The following is a 16,456-nucleotide window of genomic DNA, read 5'->3' as shown; positions in this document are numbered from 1 at the left end:
TACATGATTTTATCGAATAGAATCAAAATAGTGGATATTTTGATCGTTTTATACATCTTTGGTTCTATAGTGCTGGACCCAGGAGATAATCTGTTAAGGCTGATTAAAGTCTTACTTGTTATCCCCTGCATTATCTATATTATGAAGTCACAAAAACTCTATCTTAATACTTATGTAAAATGGATGCTAGCCTTTAGCATATTTGCAGGGTTATCCTTTTCTTGGGCACTTTCTATCGATAATGCTGCTTATCGCTACCAGACGTTGGTACTGAATTTTATCGGAATTTATTGTCTGCTTGTGTATATTAAAAATCAAACTGACAGGATTACTTTGATATTAAATACAATGGTCTTTGCCCCAATGATTCTGGAAATGCGAGTTGTTATGTCTTTTGGGCTTCTTGCGTTTCAGGATACCAGAAACCTGGATAGTATAATGAGTTCCAATTTAATCGGGATGCGTGCCGGGATCGCAGTTGTGCTGGGTGCTTATTTATTTTTGACAGGTAAAAAATATAGAATCATTTACCTGTTCAGTATGGCCTTGAATACAGGGATTGTAATTTTGTCCGGATCGAGGAAAGCCATATTGTTTATGCTGATTCCGTTACTTTTGTATTACATCTTCAGTCAAAGTAATATTTTAAAACGCCTCAGAAATGCCCTGCTCGCAATTGGGTTGGTCTGTGTAGCCTTTTATGCGATTATGAATATTCCCTTTGTCTACGACATGGTTGGTTCTCGCTTTGAGACGCTGATCTATGGATTTATTGGTACTGGTAAAACAGATGGAAGTACGAGCATGCGGTTAAAGATGATCGAGTGGGGCCTGGAATGGTTTAAGATGAAGCCATGGATTGGTTATGGTATTAACAATTATATGAGTCTGCTTGGAACAATGAAAACTTATGCCGGAACAACCGGTGTCTATGCTCATAATAATTATATTGAACTGTTAGTTGATCTGGGGATGATTGGAACAGCAATCTATTATTTTATATATTTCAAGATGTTGGAGAAAGCTGTTCGCCTTAAAAAAAGGCTTGCCCCCTTACAATTGATCATGGTCACCATCTTGGTATCCATTATTGTAAATGAATATGGGATGGTATCTTATATCGATATATATACGCAAATTATCCTGGCACTCACCTGGACTTTACTTTTTAGACAAGAAGAAAAGGTAAACGGAAAAGGGGGCGGTTTAAGATGCTAGAGATATCAAAACAGCTTTTTTTTAACTGGAATAACAGCAAAATACATTATTGCCATTGGAAAAGCAATGAGCACCTCGAAGAAGGTCTAAATGGTTTGACAGATTTAGATGTACTTGTTTCTTTGGACAACAAAAATCACTGTGAAAGCATACTGAGGAACTTAAATTTTATTGAGTGTAATCCACAATACGGTTCTCGATATCCAGGCGTAGATGATTGGATTGGCTATGATGCCCAAACGGGCAGATTGATCCATATTCATCTACATTACCAAATCATAACCGGCCATCGAGGTCTGAAAGAATATAACTTACCTTGGTCGCAGGAGGCTCTTGACACAAGAATTAAAGACAATCGTACAGGTGTATATATCATGGAGCCAAATATGGAGATCATGACCCTGTATACACGTATTGCCCTGAAAGCATCATTAAAGAAGATTTACACTGCAAAAAGAGGCAATTTTAAATTAGACATCGGCACTTTAAAAGAAATAACTTATTTAAAAAAAAGAATTAACTTAACACCATTAACAATTTTAATAAAAAAATTTTATGGTAGTGACAAGTTGTTAAAAGAATTTATTGAAAGACAGACCCTTACTTCCGAAGACTTTTTGTCATTACACAAGTATATAACTAAAAGTATGATACCTTGTTGTACGATGAGCACATTTACGTCACTTGTGCAGAAAAATTATTTTAATATCGTGCTTCCTATCAGGAATTTATTAAGAAAAAAAGTTAAAAGGTTAATTATCTATAAAAAGACACCCCAAACTGGTGGAATGATGATAGCGTTTATTGGGCAGGATGGTTCAGGAAAAAGTACTGTGACGGATGAAATACTGGAATGGTTAACATGGAAGTTAGATGCCAATAAGTTTTATCTTGGCAGTGGAGAACACTATTATTCATGGCAAAAAACTTTAAAGAAAAAAATTGAAAACAAAAAAATCTATAAAATAGTAGCTGTGTTATCTGCTTTACTTACGTTAAGTAATCATATATCTGCTGCCAGGAGAACATATAAATCGCTCAACAAAGCAAAAAAATATGTTCTGTGCGGAGGTATTGCTATCTTTGACAGATATCCCCAAACAAAGCATTTTGGTATTAATGATGGTCCTAAGATTAGAGTTAACTATGTAGATAAAATTAGCAATCCATTGTTAAAAAAATATATACTTTACTGTGCCAAAGTGGAAGAGAATTATCTTATCAGGGCTGAAAAAATTGTTCCTGGACTTGTATTTAAACTGATTTTACCACCTGAAATATCGATCAAAAGAAAACCAGAGGAAGATTTTGATACCGTAAAAAGAAAACATGAAATAGTTAAAAGTTTATCATTTGAATATTCAAAAGTGTATTACATTGATTCGACCATGGAATATGGTAAAGAGATAAAGGAGATAAAAGAATTAATATGGGACAACCTGCGGAAACAAAGATAATCGAATTTAATGGGTTAGCAGGATGCGGTAAAACAACATTGGCAAGAGAATTAAAGGAAGAGTTAATTAGAAGGGGATATCGCGTCATTCTATTCGGTGAAGCTTATCATATATTTAAAGAGCACCCATTTAAAAACATAATTAGATGTTTTGAATGGCCGTTATTTCTTCAATACATAAGATTTTTTTTAGTAATAGGAAGAAAAAAAGAAAATACATTATTTATATATTGGGCTGCATTAAGAATTAGTTTGATCTATCGATGGTGCTTGAAAACCGGAGAATATAATTTCATTTTATGTGATCATGGTTTAATTCAAAATATAATTTCATTATTAGGATTTGATCAGTTAAAACATTGTGAAAGGTTTAATCGGTGTTTCACTTCTATCTTAAAAGCTGAGAGCAAGATTTATATCGTAAATTGCAATGTACCCATAGAATTATCCAGTAAACGGATACACATCAGAAAAAAAAACACAGGAAGATTGGATGTAATTAGCAATGATTTGGACTTGAAAAAGTTATTGCGAATAACAGAAATTAATTTTATTGCAGTACGCAACAAAGTAAAAACCATCCAAAAAGAATGGCCGATTATTGATCTTGAAACGGATAAACCAATACAAATAAACATACAAAGAATGTTAAACTTATTAAGTCAAAGGAACCAATACGAATGATTTTCGAAAAAACTATACGTAAACTGACAGATAACGCATATGTTTTTTCCATGTTAGCCAGAATTATTGGCGTAATGACAGGGTTAGTCCATTCCATACTCTATACCCGGTATTTAGGGGCGGAGTTGAGGGGTGAGGCTTCTGTTATTTTGAATTATGCAGGATTGATTTCTTTAGTTCTCTGTTTTGGTGTATATCAGGCGTATCCTTTTTTTAAAAAAAAGACTGGTCAGGATATTTATAGAGAATATATCAATTATGTTTTTGGACTGTTTTTCCTCTACATCATTATAAGTGCTATCTTAATTTTTCTTTTGGATTTACCGACGGATCTTAAAGTTGTAACTTTACTAATCCCATTACTGATGGGAATTAAGCAGTTAAACTATGTGGTCTTAATAGAAAATCCTAAATTGCGAAATACTGCCAGTATTCGACTTGACTTGTTTGATATCGCTTTTCTTGTTATTCTAATGATCTTTACAACAGCAAACTATTTTCTTTGTATCACTTTCTTAATAGTAAAACATTTAGTCTACTTTATCATTGCAGTTTCAAATTTAAAAATCAAAGTTAAAACTATTCGTCCCAATTTGAAAGGGATTTCTCCCTATATAAAATACGGCATTGTTCCAATGGTTACAGTTATTTTTATGGAAATAAATTATAAGGTTGATGTGCTTATTCTACAATATTTCAACATAGATATGGCTCAAATAGGTATTTACTCGCTGGGTGTACTGTTAGCAAATAAATTATGGATGATACCGGATGCGCTTAAAGATATATTACTATCTAAGCTTACTAAAGGAAGAACGGCTGAAGAAGTGGTCAAAATTAGCAGGATCTCATTTTTTATGATGCTTCTTTTTATTCTAGCTGCCGTGTTTTTTGGCAAACCAGTTATTTGTCTATTATATGGAGCTGAATTTAGCGGTGCCTATTTTGTTACGATGATATTATTAGCAGGAGTTTTAGGTATGGTATTTTACAAAATGGTTTATTCATACAATGTGGTGAATGGTCATAAAAATGTGAATCTGGTTCTTTTAGGTATAGCTGCAATTTTAAATGTGAGTTTAAATATTATCCTTATTCCATCATATGGCATAATGGGAGCTGCAGCTGCCTCTTTTGCTTCATATATAGTTTGTGGGATAAGCTTTTTAGTATATTTTTGTCTGAAAACAAGAACACCGTTATTAGATATGTTGATAATCAAGCGTAAAGATATTAAGATGATCTTTAATTTTATAAAGAAATAAGTATGGTCTGGCAAATACCAATAATAAGGACAAAGTTTAATAGCATAACTATGATATGAAGGCGATTTTCTTCTTCAATGGAAGTGATGGAAAAGAAGATTGCAAATATAAAAAATAATTGAATGAAAGATAAGGAGGATAATAAATGAGAACCCACAAATGGCATTTCTGGAGACCAATGTCAAAATGTCTTGCCATGGTTATTGTGCTTACTTGGATAACGCCCATTACCTATGCTGCTGAAAAACCCCAGGGTCAAGGTGGTTTTTTTCATAAGGTCAGGGTAATCGACACAATGAATATCGGGATTCCAAACCTAGGGGGGCTGACCTTCCTACCCAAAACAAATCAATTTGAGGTTATGAACACGAATCCATCGGACCCATCACTCTCACAATTTACTGATTTATTGTCAGTTACGATGGATGAAAAACTTGAAGGATCAGTTCGTATTCCGGTTGCCAAACTGGACTCTGTAAATACCGCATATGATGAGGATTTTGGCGGCTTGTTGATCTTAGAACAAAGCGGACAGAGCCTTGTCCTGGTTCCAACGGGAACTGACGGCAAATTGCAGCCATCTATGCTGACCCGGCAAAATATTCAATCTTGGAGATTGAAAAAGCCAAAGGGCATGACCGTGGATCATACCGGAAAACAGATATTTATTTTGGATTTGTCCGGGCCGAGTATAATTAAAATCACGCCAGCAGGCAGCAAGGGGTTGGAGAATGCATCTATTACAACGGTGGATCTTCGGCAACTTGGCATCTTAAAGCCCCATGGGCTGGCCTTTGATTCGGCAACCGGTCATCTTCACCTTTTTAGTCAAGATAACCAGACGCTATATGAAATAGCGCAGTCCGGAGAGATTGTAGCCACCCGCAACTTATCAACTTTTAAACTCACTAACCTGAAAGCTTTGGTTTTTGCGCCAAGCTTTGATCAGACTGATAATCCGCAGCAAACAAGTCTTTATCTGGCAGACAGTAGCCGTATCATTGAGTTGTCCTTATACGAACCGGTTGTTATGGCTGCAAGTACGTTTAGTTCAGTGCTGTACCATACCATCGACACTTCTAGTTTAACACCGCCGAGTCCTGATCCATGCGGCATCGAATATTTACCATCATCAAATACGCTTTTATTTTGTGATTCCGAAGTGGATGAAATGACCAATCTATGGGCAAACGCGAACCTATTTGAAACCACGCTTAGCGGTACAATCGTTAGAACTTCTAATATAAGATCTTTTACCAAAGAACCAACGGGCATTGCCTATAACCCTGCCAACGGGCATATGTTTATTTCGGAGGACGATGGGCATAGAATATTTGAGGTGGCACCCGGCAAGGATGGTTTTTTTGGCACTTCAGACGACACCCGTTCAGTGTTTATGACCTCATATTTTGGCTCGAACGATCCTGAAGGAGTGGCATTTGATTCTTCGTCCAACACCCTTTTTATCGTTGATGGTGTCAATGAAGAAGTTTATCTAATTAAGCCGGGTATCAATGGCCAGTTCGATGGTGTACCGCCATATGGTGATGATCTTGTGACAAACTTTGACACTACAATTTTAGGAGTACACGATCCAGAAGGAATTGGCTTCTGCCCAGCTACAGGCCATTTGTACATTTCAGACACAGCATCGAGGACTGTTGTGGCAGAGGTTACCGTAGCCGGTACTTTGGAACAAACGATTGATATCTCTGCAGCTTCAGCCCGAAAACTTTCGGGGATAGGCTTCGGACCGAGCAGTACCGATCCGGCATCTGTGGCTATGTATGTAACTGATCGCGGTGTAGATAACAATGTGGATCCAAATGAAAACGACGGAAAAATATATGAGTTATCCATACCAACGAACAACAATGCGCCAACCGTGAGTATAATCGGTCCTGTAAACGGAGCCTCTTATATGAGTGGCGACGCCATAAACTTCAGCGGAAGCGCCAGTGATACGGAGGATGGGAACCTGAGTGCGAGTATGACATGGACCTCATCGATTGATGGTTTAATCGGAAATGGCAGTTCATTTAACGTTAGCAATTTGACTATCGGTACTCATACCATAACAACCACAGTATCCGACAGCAACGGAGTGAGCAGTTCAGCGAGTGTTACTGTATCAGTAGACCCCATACCCCAGATTAGCAAGTTTACGCCAACCGACGATGCAAAGGTTAGCAGTATAAATCCGAATAAAAACTACGGCTCAATAACTACATTGGAAGTGCGTAAAAGCACATATACGCTCCATAGCTATCTTAAGTTCAATGTAACCGGATTAAGCGGTACGATGAAGAACGCTAAGATAAGGGTATATTCTGTTGCAAGCAGTAGAGATGGAGGTTCTATCTATGCTGTATCCAACAATTACAATGGAACCAGTATTCCCTGGTTGGAAAGTGGATTAACTTACAATAATGCCCCGAGTATAATAGGGGAGCCTTTGAGTACAAAGACGAAGGTAACAATTGATTCCTGGGTTGATTATGATGTGACAGCAGCGATTACAGGCAATGGAGAGTACAGCTTTGCTTTAGCAAACATTTCATCCCAGTATACCAAATATAATTCCAGTGAAGCTAGCCTCAACCTACCTGAACTGGTAATCGAGATGGAGTAGCAGGGATATTGTTAATATGTAGTTAACGATATTATGAAGGAAGAGTCCCTAAGGGCTCTTCTTTTTGTGCCGAACAAAAAAATGATTTATTGATTCTTGTATAGATTGGACTGGAATAAGATTACATAGGAGAGCGTTTGTCCAGATGTTTTTCTCCGAAGATCAATCAACGGAAATGGAGAATGATTAATGATTATGTATGACATAACATTTAAAACGTTATCCCCCCGATCTCAAAAGCCATTAAGTATTGAACGTCCGCTCAACATCACCGTAGCGGGGACGGGTTATGTTGGCTTGGTTTCAGGGGTATGTATGGCCCATAGAGGACATAACGTCACTTGTGTAGATATTAATGAGAAAAAAATAACAATGCTGCAACGGGGAACATCTCCAATTTACGAACAAGATTTACAGGAATTGATGTACCTTAATGAAGCGAGATTAACTTTTACGACAGACTATAAATCTGCTTACAAAAATGCAGATGCCATTTTTGTTGGTGTAGGAACCCCTGAACAGCCTGATGGTTCTGCTAACTTAGTATACATAGCAACAGTTGCAAGACAAATTGCGGAAACGGTAGAAAAGGACTGCCTCGTAGTGGTGAAATCCACAGTTCCCGTGGGTACCAATGATAAAGTCGAGAAGTTTATTCAGGATTTTTTAGCAAATGATGTAGAAGTACAAGTCGCATCAAATCCAGAATTCTTAGCTCAAGGCACGGCAGTACGCGACACGCTTGAGGCGGCTAGGATTATTATCGGCACAAATAGCCAAAAAGCCAGGGATACGCTTATAACAATCTATGAGCCGTTTGGCTTGCCGATCGTATCCGTGTCAAGACGCTCTGCTGAGATGATTAAATACGCCGCCAATGATTTTCTAGCATTAAAAATATCCTATATGAATGATATTGCAAACCTTTGTGAACTGGTCGGCGCCGATATTGAAGAAGTCGCCAGAGGGATGGGGTATGACAGCCGGATTGGCAGTAGATTCCTAAATGCGGGTATTGGATATGGCGGGAGTTGCTTCCCAAAAGATACGAAAGCACTAGATTATCTGGCAACTTTGCATGGGTATAACATTAGAACAGTTAAGGCTGCTATCGATGTCAATAACGATCAAAAACTCCTTCTGTATAAGAAGGCTTGTCAGCGGCTTATCACCTTTAATGGTTTGAAAGTAGCAGTATTAGGGCTAACCTTTAAGCCCGGGACTGATGATTTAAGAGAAGCCCCATCGCTAGCAAATGTACCTTTATTATTAACGCAAGGGGCGGATATTTATGCCTATGATCCGGTTGGTACGGAGAACTTTAAAAGACAATTTTTTAACACGGGTTTAGAACAAGAAGTGAAGTATGGCAAGAAAAGCATACATTATGTAAGGACAGCTGAAGAAGCACTGGATAGTGCAAATGTCTGCTTTATATTTACCGAATGGGAAGAAATTAAAGCACTGGAGCCGGGAGACTATAAGAAGCTCATGCGTACACCTCTTGTTTATGATGGCCGGAATATTTACGATGTAAATGAGATGAGAGAAAGCGGCGTTGAATACTATTCGATTGGCAGAAAATAATGGTATTAAGTGAGGATATTAGTTAGGAAAGCTATCTATCTATTATAAAAGGAGAAGTTGATGACCATGATAGAAGGATATAAGGAATTAGACCCGAGTAAACTTTATTTAATTACCGGCAGCGCCGGATTCATTGGTTTTTTCTTATCTAAGAAGCTTTTGGAACAAGGATGCAGAGTCGTTGGCATTGATAATATGAACGACTACTATGATGTGAATTTAAAGGAGAGCCGACTTAAGCTATTAGAAGAACAAGAACAGTACACTTTTATAAAAGAGGATATCTCAGATGGAGAAACCCTTAAGGAGGTCTTTGAAGAGTATAAGCCCGAGATTGTGGTGAATTTAGCAGCACAGGCGGGAGTACGATATTCTATTAAGAACCCGGATGCATATATTCAGAGTAATATTATTGGTTTCTATAATATTTTGGAAGCCTGTCGTCACAATCCTGTCCAACACTTAGTCTATGCATCGTCAAGTTCAGTCTATGGCGCTAATATGAAAGTGCCGTTTTCAACAGAGGATAAAGTAGACAATCCTGTTTCTCTCTATGCTGCATCGAAGAAATCCAATGAATTAATGGCGCATAGCTATAGCCAATTGTATAGCATACCTTCTACCGGCTTGCGGTTCTTTACTGTATACGGCCCGATGGGAAGACCGGACATGGCCTATTATGCTTTTACTCAGAAGATATTTAATGGCGAGGCCATTAAGGTATTTAACTACGGGAATTGTTATCGAGACTTCACCTATATCGATGATATTATAGAATCAATGATGAGGATACTTTGTAATCCGCCAGCTAAGAGAGTAGATAAAGACAGCATCCTCGATGGGTTACAATACGCAGTTTACAATATTGGTAATAATCGGCCGGAACAATTGATGGATTATATCGCTGCTTTAGAGAAGGCGTTGAGTAAAGCGGTCAGTCGAGAGATTGTTGCGAAGAAAGAGCTCCTTCCAATGCAACCTGGAGATGTAAAGGCCACGTATAGCGACAGTACACCCCTAGAGAGGGATTTTGAGTTTAAGCCGAGTACAACTATCGAGGAAGGGCTGCAACGGTTTGCGGATTGGTATGTTGATTATTATCGGATATCCTAATTTCTTGGAAGGATTGACAACAGCAAACTAGACAGATCCGTTAGAAAAAAGACATGAGGAGATTTCTAGAGATAATGGAATAAATGAGTTATTTGAAAAATACGTTTTAGCATAAGAGTTAATTTAGGAGGGATTTAATTGAACGCAATATTACTGCCAGGAGATTTTGTCCGGGAATCCCTGGAATTACACCTCTTTTTTGGACGAATTATGAAAGAGCACTCCATATTTCTCGAAGCTGGTTTTGTGGCGAAGGATGCAGCATTCGCGCGGCAAGCGGATATGTTTAAGACCCAATTTGCTGAATTATTAAGGGAAGCTGTTTTTTTGGCAAACGGGGTTATCAGTGAAGAAACATTAAGCTCAGGGGAATCAATAACAGATAAAACGCTACGAGCAGAACAAATTACTGAGGAACTATCCGGTATTGCTATTGAATCAGTTATTACGAATGAAGAATTCGGACTAACCCCTAATACCGGAATAAATCCAGCACAACTGGAGGCACAAGTCACTGTCTTAAATCAGAAAGCCATTAGTTTGACCAATGCATTGGTCCAGTTTAAAACCAACATACTTAACGGAATGCTTCAATGTAAATTGTTCACTTTTAATTTTCCTTTATTAATAATCCATATCCGAAGAGAAGCCTTATTTTACATAAATCATTTAGAACGGTTGCAACGGCACATGGCAATTGATTTTGTTCAGGAGGCTATTGAAGAAGAAAAATTTTGGAATAGGCAAATGGCGGAGCATGCACAGTTTATTCGTCACTTATTAGATCCAACTGAATCTAGCCTAATAGTCAAAGCAGAGGGCTTTGATAGGGAATTTCATTCACTTGAGCAAAGAGTACCAGCAGCCCAAAAAAAGACAGACATAGGACGTCTGACACGGGAAACTATTACGGCAACCCGAGCATTAAGGGATTTTAAAGCAGCAGGTACAGAAGGGCTACTAACATGTAAGATAAAATCAATAATCATTCCACTCTTAGCAGATCATGTATTAAGAGAAGCCAATCATTACCTTAGAATATTAAACAGGTCAAAACGGGATTTACAATTATAACACCTTAGATTATTTCTATCATTTCAAAATAGACAGCATATTTGAATCAATAGAATGGAATTGGGATACTGTTCTAAGCTAAAATACAAAATCGGGGTTTGATCCCGTTTGTTTTTTTATGGACAAATTATCGTCAACTAATTCATGTGTTTTTAGCAAATGATATCTTTACTTGTATAGACGAGTAAATGAAATAAGAAAATTATTTCAGCATTGCAGAACTAAACAAAAAAATTCAAGGAGGATGATTGAAAGTGGTGGATTTGAAAGTCCTGACTCAAGCGATGTCCGATTTGGACGAAGACGTGTTAAACAAGGCGATTGATGAAGTGCTAAGCAAAGATGACAACGCCGCAGAAGTCCAAGAAATTGTTAAAGCCTGTCAGCAAGGTATGACGCTCGTAGGTGAACGCTATGATTCGGGCGAGTACTTTATCGGGGACTTAGTCTTTGCCGGGGAAATGTTACAAAGCGTAATGGACAAACTCAAACCGGTTTTAAGTGCAGGGTTCTCAGCAAAAGGCGGAAAAATTGTCCTGGCTACCGTTTTCGGAGATCTTCATGACATAGGCAAAAATATTTTCAGATCCATGGTTGAAGCCGCAAATTTTGAGGTGATCGACTTAGGGATCAATGTTCCGGTTAGCCAGATCGTGGACAAGGTAAAAGAAGTTAACCCTGATATTGTTGGCTTAAGCGGCGTACTGACTTTAGCGCTGGATAGTATGAAAGAAACGGTTGATGGACTGAACAATGCGGGCCTCAGAAATAAGGTCAAGGTGATTATCGGCGGAGTACCTGTTAATGAGAATGTTTGTAAAAGCATAGGGGCCGATGCCTTTTCGACAAACGCAGCTGAAGGGGTCAAAATATGCCAAAGATGGGTGGGTTGATTGATGAGTGAAGTTATGAATCTTTACCAAAAACGTGTAGAAAGAGTTTATAAAGCCATTAATCTGGAACAACCGGATCGTGTTCCGATTTCTTCCGCTCTTGGAACATGGTCTTCCTACTATGCAGGGTACACTGATTCCGAATCCAACTGGGATTTGGATAAATGCAGTAAGTCTATTCTAAAAGTAGTTAACGACATCCCGATGGACGTCTTGCACATGTTTTACGCCAGGCCTGGTGGCATGTATCAGGCTTTAGGCAGTAAATCTTTTCATTATTTAAATGAGAGCAACATTGTTCAATATTCAGATGAGAATGCGGAAGTAATGACTAGCGAAGAATATCCTGAATTTATTAAAGACCCGTTTAGGTTCATGGTTGAAAAAGTTTTGCCGCGGAAATATGCCGAATTAGCTAAAGACACACCTGCAAAAGATTTAGCACTAGCAAAAGGCGCTATGCAATTTGGTATGTATGGAGCGAAAAAGGGCGCTGCAGAGGCTAATCTAATATCCCAGTATGGAATACCTATGCTATTTGATGGTTTAGCGATAATGCCATTAGATTGGATTGCCGATTTCTTCCGGGGTATTAAAGGCGCATTTATGGATATGCGTCGTCGCCCTGAAGAATTGCTAGAGGCTGCTCAAGCACTTACTCCGTTAGTAATAAGGTTTGGAATGGGTCAGATGTTTTCAACACCACCGAAAGCAAACCCCAAAATCATCCTACTCCCTTTACATTTACCTCCTATGCTTAAGACAGCAGATTTTGATAAATTTTACTGGCCTATGTTTAAAACGATTGTGGAGGCCTTCGTTGCAAACGGAGTAATTCCAATGCCATTCTATGAAGGAGATTGGTCACGTTACTATAATCATCTTCAAGAATTACCTGTCAAGAAAACACTGGGATGGTTCGAACACGGTGATCCTAAAGAACTTAAACAAAAGCTTGGAAATACCATGTGTATACTAGGGCTTTTCCCGGTAACGTTATTACAATATGGTACGAAGGAAGAATGTATTACTAAAGCGAAAGAATTATTGGATGATCTGGCTCCTGGCGGAGGATATATTTTTTCTACCGATAAGGAACTTATTTCGGCAGCTGACGGCAAGGCGGAAAACATCATTGCCGTAAACAAGTTTGTTATGGAGTATGGTATTTATTAATAGGAGGTGCTTCACGATGGAAGAACAATTGTTGATCTCTTGGAGTGATATCGTTAAACAGCATCCGGAGCTCGCAGATAAAGATCCTGCGATGGGTACGAATTGGGATATCGGGCAGGAAATGATTTTCGCCTATGTAACTTTCCTGGCGCTCTTTTAAACAAAGAGAATAAGGAAGACCAATGTAAAGAGACTGTAACGATGGTTGAAATCGTTACAGTCTTTTGATTTTGGGAAAACACCTTGAAGCCATTGCCAATTGCTTCACTTTGCCGAAAAGTAAGATTTAGTTAAGCTTTATTAGCCTTATAAGGCTTTTATTTTTCTTTTCGGCTACTGTCCTTCCCCAAAATATTCTGGGCTTTACAGGGCAAATAGTCAAATAGACCTCTAGTTGAGGTTGAGATGCAATAATACTATAGCAAGGGAACTTAATTTCCAGCCTTTTGGGGAATTGCCTTTGCCACCCGATCCGATGATTTGAAAAGCTGTGATTATTTGTTCTTTTCAATATTTACGTTAAATTTAAGAGAATAAATATAAAGGAAATTGAGGGATAATGTGGAATTATCGTTAAGAAATGGGTCTAGGTTCAGTGATATTTATTTATATAATGTCTGTAATGGTAGTCGACTTTTTGATGATTGATTACACCATCACCCTATTTAATTATATCATTTTAGACATTGATATTGCTTGATTCTACAAGACCAATAGAGTGAGTTTGAAAATTTGTCGTTTTAGATTTTGAGTACACCTGTGTAGTAATTCCAAGAATAGCCAAATTTTAATTTGGATTGTGGATGTCTTACACCCATTTGTCAACAGACCCGCGGTTGCGAATTTAGCAAAGAAGGAATTTGTCAATTTGCCCAGAAATTACATTTATATCCATTGATGGCTGATATTCATGAGTTCAACTATTTATATCCAGGAAATATGAATGTGTCGGTTTATCTGGAGTATTTCCGACGGGCAGCAGATAACAAGGTGTTACCGTAACTTTGCCAATATGAAAGTAGTATGACGCTACGGTAACACCCAACCGTTAAATGAAATTGGCCGCAAAGGCCGCGCCGTCCTGGCGCGTATTCAGAAGATTGGCATTTGAGTTCAACAGGAATGTTAAGCTATACCTCGAGGTGGTAAATTGACAGATAACTATTTGATTGCAAAGTTTGGGAAACGGAGACATTTAGAAATGTTATCTAATGGGTCAATTTATTTTAATCCAATTTCTAAATGTCGTACTGATATAACAATATATCGTGGCGATAATAGAGAGGGGCAAGTTCCGATTGATCCGTCAAGTTTAAAAGTTCTTAATAAATCTGGTCAAAATATTTTCGATTATATACCTAAGCCAACTACTGTTATGAAATCAATAGTTGGGGACGATTCTATTTTGTTGTTCTGTGCTTCAATGATTACAAAGGATATATTATTTTATAATGACCCTAACTATATTTTTGCTGATGATTACAAGTTGGCAATAAAAGAATTTGGTGATTATGTGCTTTTGTTTAATTCTGAGGAGCTTTTAGAGCTGCTTCGTAAAGCTCAAATAAATGCAAATCCGGAATTTGGATTTACTAGCGGGCCAATTATTTATCGAGATTTAACTGACTTTTCAAAAGAAGGAGACTATCAAAAAGCTTATAATACTACAGGGAGCGTTCTAGATCCATATTTTGTTAAGAGTGATATTTACAAAACTCAGAATGAATGGAGACTTATTATAGATGGTTCTTACGAACCACTACCTACTAATAATGACGGCTCTTATATAATTAAGATTGATAAAATGAAATGGGCTAACCTATTTGATACTAAAACCTTTCTTGATACATTTTCCATAGAAATTTAGAAATATTGTTGTTTGATTTAAGGGATCGACGTCCTGTCGCCCTCTGGATATGGGGGCGACCAGCTTCATTTAACAGAGCATTGCCGAAACTGGCAACAGCAAGGTGAAGCGTACACATTTGGGGGAAGTAAGAAAGAAAATAAGAAAGTTACTTCCCTATAATAAAAAGCTTAACGAATGAGGTTGTCACACTTTTAAGCCATGGCCACATATCCTGTAAGTGAAATTACTCCAAAGGAGTGTGGATATCATGACGGATCCAGCAAAGGATACAGCAACCGATCCGGAGAATGATCCAGAAACCAATACAGTACCTGATGTCATCAGCGGACGCACGCCGAATGTAATCGCGGCTGAGATTAACATGATCAAATATCAGGCTGAGAATATCTATCTTGCCGCCACCGTAGAGATTGGAAGACGGTTGACGGAGGCCAAGTCCCTGCTTAAGTTCGGAGAATGGGGCAAGTGGCTGGAGGAGTCGGTCGATTTCTCCCAGAGCAGGGCCAATAAACTTATGCGTATCTTCAAAGAGTATGGAGAAGGACAGCTTACCAACTCAAATTCGGAGCCGAATCCGAAATTAAACTACAGCCAGGCGGTGCTTCTTTTAGGTATCCCCAAGGAGGAACGGGCGCAATTCATCGTCGATATGGATGTCGAAGGCATGACCACCCAGGAACTGCGTCAAGCGGTCAAAGAACGGACGCAGGCCCGGCAAGAAAAAGACCAGGCCCAGCAGGAGAAGGCGGACTTTCAGAAAACAGTGGAAGACCAAAGTAGTACCATCACCGAGCTGACTGCGGAACTCGCTAATCTAAAGGCCCAATTGGAGAACGTCAAGGCGTCCAAAGCAGAACTCGCTAAAACGGCCAGGCAGCTGAATGATTCGCTGGAATCGCTCCAAAAAAGCTCAGCCGCCAAGGGCTACGAGCGGATGAAAACAAACTTCATTAATACTTCGCTCAAAGTCAGGGCCAACCATATCGCCTTCCTCTGTGAAAACTTGGATCAAACCGTTAGGGAAGTAAAGCAAAAGCTGCGCGAAATCGCCCCTAATGACAAGGAGACGTATATCATTTATAAGAATAAGGTTTGCGATCTTATGGATGTGTGGCGTAAAGACGAGGCATGGAGCAGGGAAGCTTGCCCCTGCGGAGATGGGCAGTAAGGAAAAAAGAGAACGGAGCTGGACGGCATACCTCCTCAAATTCGGAGCCGAATCCGAATTCGAGGAGGTATACTACAAGCTCAAAATTGCTTTTCACCGTACTGGTTCCAAAGCGCTTGAAGCTGTTTATTCGGATAAACGCATATGACATGAAAAGAAGTTTCCGAAATAATACCAAAATTATTTTTCAGGATTGACCATGCAAATTAAAGAAGTTAAAATATTTTTATAATGGTATTTATTAGTAATATTTCCATTATGTAAGAATGGAGCAGAAAGATGGCTGTATATGTCAACCCCGGGAAGAAAATCAAAGGGAA

General features: G+C 38.5%; 13 protein-coding genes. All 13 read left to right on the top strand.

Annotated elements, in window-relative coordinates:
* Nucleotides 1-3: 3 nt before the first annotated feature.
* The 13 genes from C1I38_RS06765 (at nucleotide 4) to C1I38_RS06710 (ending at nucleotide 16,136) form a co-directional block, all read left to right on the top strand.
* Nucleotides 4-1,218 (top strand): O-antigen ligase family protein, encoded by a 1,215-nt coding sequence (locus C1I38_RS06765; RefSeq protein ID WP_020492667.1) that lies wholly within the window; start codon nucleotides 4-6, stop codon nucleotides 1,216-1,218.
* Nucleotides 1,212-2,675: a hypothetical protein gene (locus tag C1I38_RS06760; RefSeq protein WP_119774500.1), complete on the top strand. Its 1,464-nt coding sequence runs from the start codon at nucleotides 1,212-1,214 to the stop codon at nucleotides 2,673-2,675. The genes C1I38_RS06765 and C1I38_RS06760 overlap by 7 nt, the downstream gene beginning before the upstream one ends.
* Nucleotides 2,648-3,358: a hypothetical protein gene (locus C1I38_RS06755; protein ID WP_119774499.1), complete on the top strand. Its 711-nt coding sequence runs from the start codon at nucleotides 2,648-2,650 to the stop codon at nucleotides 3,356-3,358. The genes C1I38_RS06760 and C1I38_RS06755 overlap by 28 nt, the downstream gene beginning before the upstream one ends.
* A complete protein-coding gene (locus C1I38_RS06750) occupies nucleotides 3,355-4,623 on the top strand; it encodes a polysaccharide biosynthesis C-terminal domain-containing protein (RefSeq protein WP_020492669.1) in 1,269 nt (422 codons plus the stop codon). The genes C1I38_RS06755 and C1I38_RS06750 overlap by 4 nt, the downstream gene beginning before the upstream one ends.
* Before the next feature lie 145 nt (nucleotides 4,624-4,768).
* Complete coding sequence (locus tag C1I38_RS06745; RefSeq protein ID WP_020492670.1) at nucleotides 4,769-7,255, top strand: DNRLRE domain-containing protein; 2,487 nt, start codon at nucleotides 4,769-4,771, stop codon at nucleotides 7,253-7,255.
* 195 nt (nucleotides 7,256-7,450) lie between these two features.
* Entirely contained in the window at nucleotides 7,451-8,842 is a 1,392-nt protein-coding gene (locus C1I38_RS06740) for a UDP-glucose/GDP-mannose dehydrogenase family protein (protein WP_083916808.1), read from the top strand.
* Between the two features lie 66 nt (nucleotides 8,843-8,908).
* Nucleotides 8,909-9,955 carry an SDR family NAD(P)-dependent oxidoreductase gene (locus tag C1I38_RS06735; RefSeq protein WP_026156557.1) on the top strand — a complete coding sequence of 349 codons (1,047 nt, stop codon included), beginning with the start codon at nucleotides 8,909-8,911 and terminating at the stop codon, nucleotides 9,953-9,955.
* Nucleotides 9,956-10,093: 138 nt separating this feature from the next.
* The gene (locus C1I38_RS06730; RefSeq protein WP_034382454.1) at nucleotides 10,094-11,029 is read left to right on the top strand and encodes a DUF2935 domain-containing protein; all 936 of its coding nucleotides are present in this window, start codon (nucleotides 10,094-10,096) and stop codon (nucleotides 11,027-11,029) included.
* Nucleotides 11,030-11,283: 254 nt separating this feature from the next.
* On the top strand, nucleotides 11,284-11,922 hold the full coding sequence (locus C1I38_RS06725) for a cobalamin-dependent protein (protein WP_119776370.1): 639 nt from the start codon (nucleotides 11,284-11,286) through the stop codon (nucleotides 11,920-11,922).
* A gap of 3 nt (nucleotides 11,923-11,925) precedes the next feature.
* The gene (locus tag C1I38_RS06720; protein ID WP_119776369.1) at nucleotides 11,926-13,098 is read left to right on the top strand and encodes a uroporphyrinogen decarboxylase family protein; all 1,173 of its coding nucleotides are present in this window, start codon (nucleotides 11,926-11,928) and stop codon (nucleotides 13,096-13,098) included.
* 16 nt (nucleotides 13,099-13,114) lie between these two features.
* Nucleotides 13,115-13,258: a hypothetical protein gene (locus tag C1I38_RS14010; RefSeq protein WP_165904921.1), complete on the top strand. Its 144-nt coding sequence runs from the start codon at nucleotides 13,115-13,117 to the stop codon at nucleotides 13,256-13,258.
* 990 nt (nucleotides 13,259-14,248) lie between these two features.
* Nucleotides 14,249-14,965: a hypothetical protein gene (locus tag C1I38_RS06715; protein WP_119776367.1), complete on the top strand. Its 717-nt coding sequence runs from the start codon at nucleotides 14,249-14,251 to the stop codon at nucleotides 14,963-14,965.
* Between the two features lie 250 nt (nucleotides 14,966-15,215).
* Nucleotides 15,216-16,136 carry a DUF3102 domain-containing protein gene (locus C1I38_RS06710; RefSeq protein ID WP_132102112.1) on the top strand — a complete coding sequence of 307 codons (921 nt, stop codon included), beginning with the start codon at nucleotides 15,216-15,218 and terminating at the stop codon, nucleotides 16,134-16,136.
* Nucleotides 16,137-16,456 lie beyond the last annotated feature (320 nt).

The sequence above is a fragment of the Dehalobacter sp. 12DCB1 genome (genome assembly GCF_004343605.1).
In the GTDB taxonomy this organism is placed as follows: Bacteria; Bacillota; Desulfitobacteriia; order Desulfitobacteriales; family Syntrophobotulaceae; genus Dehalobacter.
Note: the sequence above shows the minus strand (reverse complement) of the source record. Positions and strands in the feature narration are given on the sequence as shown.

What these genes read in the sequence shown, in the direction of transcription:
- C1I38_RS06765 (WP_020492667.1), top strand. Translation starts at nt 4, where the DNA reads ATGATTTTATCGAATAGAATCAAAATAGTGGATATTTTGATCGTTTTA.
- C1I38_RS06760 (WP_119774500.1), top strand. Translation starts at nt 1,212, where the DNA reads ATGCTAGAGATATCAAAACAGCTTTTTTTTAACTGGAATAACAGCAAA.
- C1I38_RS06755 (WP_119774499.1), top strand. Translation starts at nt 2,648, where the DNA reads ATGGGACAACCTGCGGAAACAAAGATAATCGAATTTAATGGGTTAGCA.
- C1I38_RS06750 (WP_020492669.1), top strand. Translation starts at nt 3,355, where the DNA reads ATGATTTTCGAAAAAACTATACGTAAACTGACAGATAACGCATATGTT.
- C1I38_RS06745 (WP_020492670.1), top strand. Translation starts at nt 4,769, where the DNA reads ATGAGAACCCACAAATGGCATTTCTGGAGACCAATGTCAAAATGTCTT.
- C1I38_RS06740 (WP_083916808.1), top strand. Translation starts at nt 7,451, where the DNA reads ATGTATGACATAACATTTAAAACGTTATCCCCCCGATCTCAAAAGCCA.
- C1I38_RS06735 (WP_026156557.1), top strand. Translation starts at nt 8,909, where the DNA reads ATGATAGAAGGATATAAGGAATTAGACCCGAGTAAACTTTATTTAATT.
- C1I38_RS06720 (WP_119776369.1), top strand. Translation starts at nt 11,926, where the DNA reads ATGAGTGAAGTTATGAATCTTTACCAAAAACGTGTAGAAAGAGTTTAT.
- C1I38_RS14010 (WP_165904921.1), top strand. Translation starts at nt 13,115, where the DNA reads ATGGAAGAACAATTGTTGATCTCTTGGAGTGATATCGTTAAACAGCAT.
- C1I38_RS06710 (WP_132102112.1), top strand. Translation starts at nt 15,216, where the DNA reads ATGACGGATCCAGCAAAGGATACAGCAACCGATCCGGAGAATGATCCA.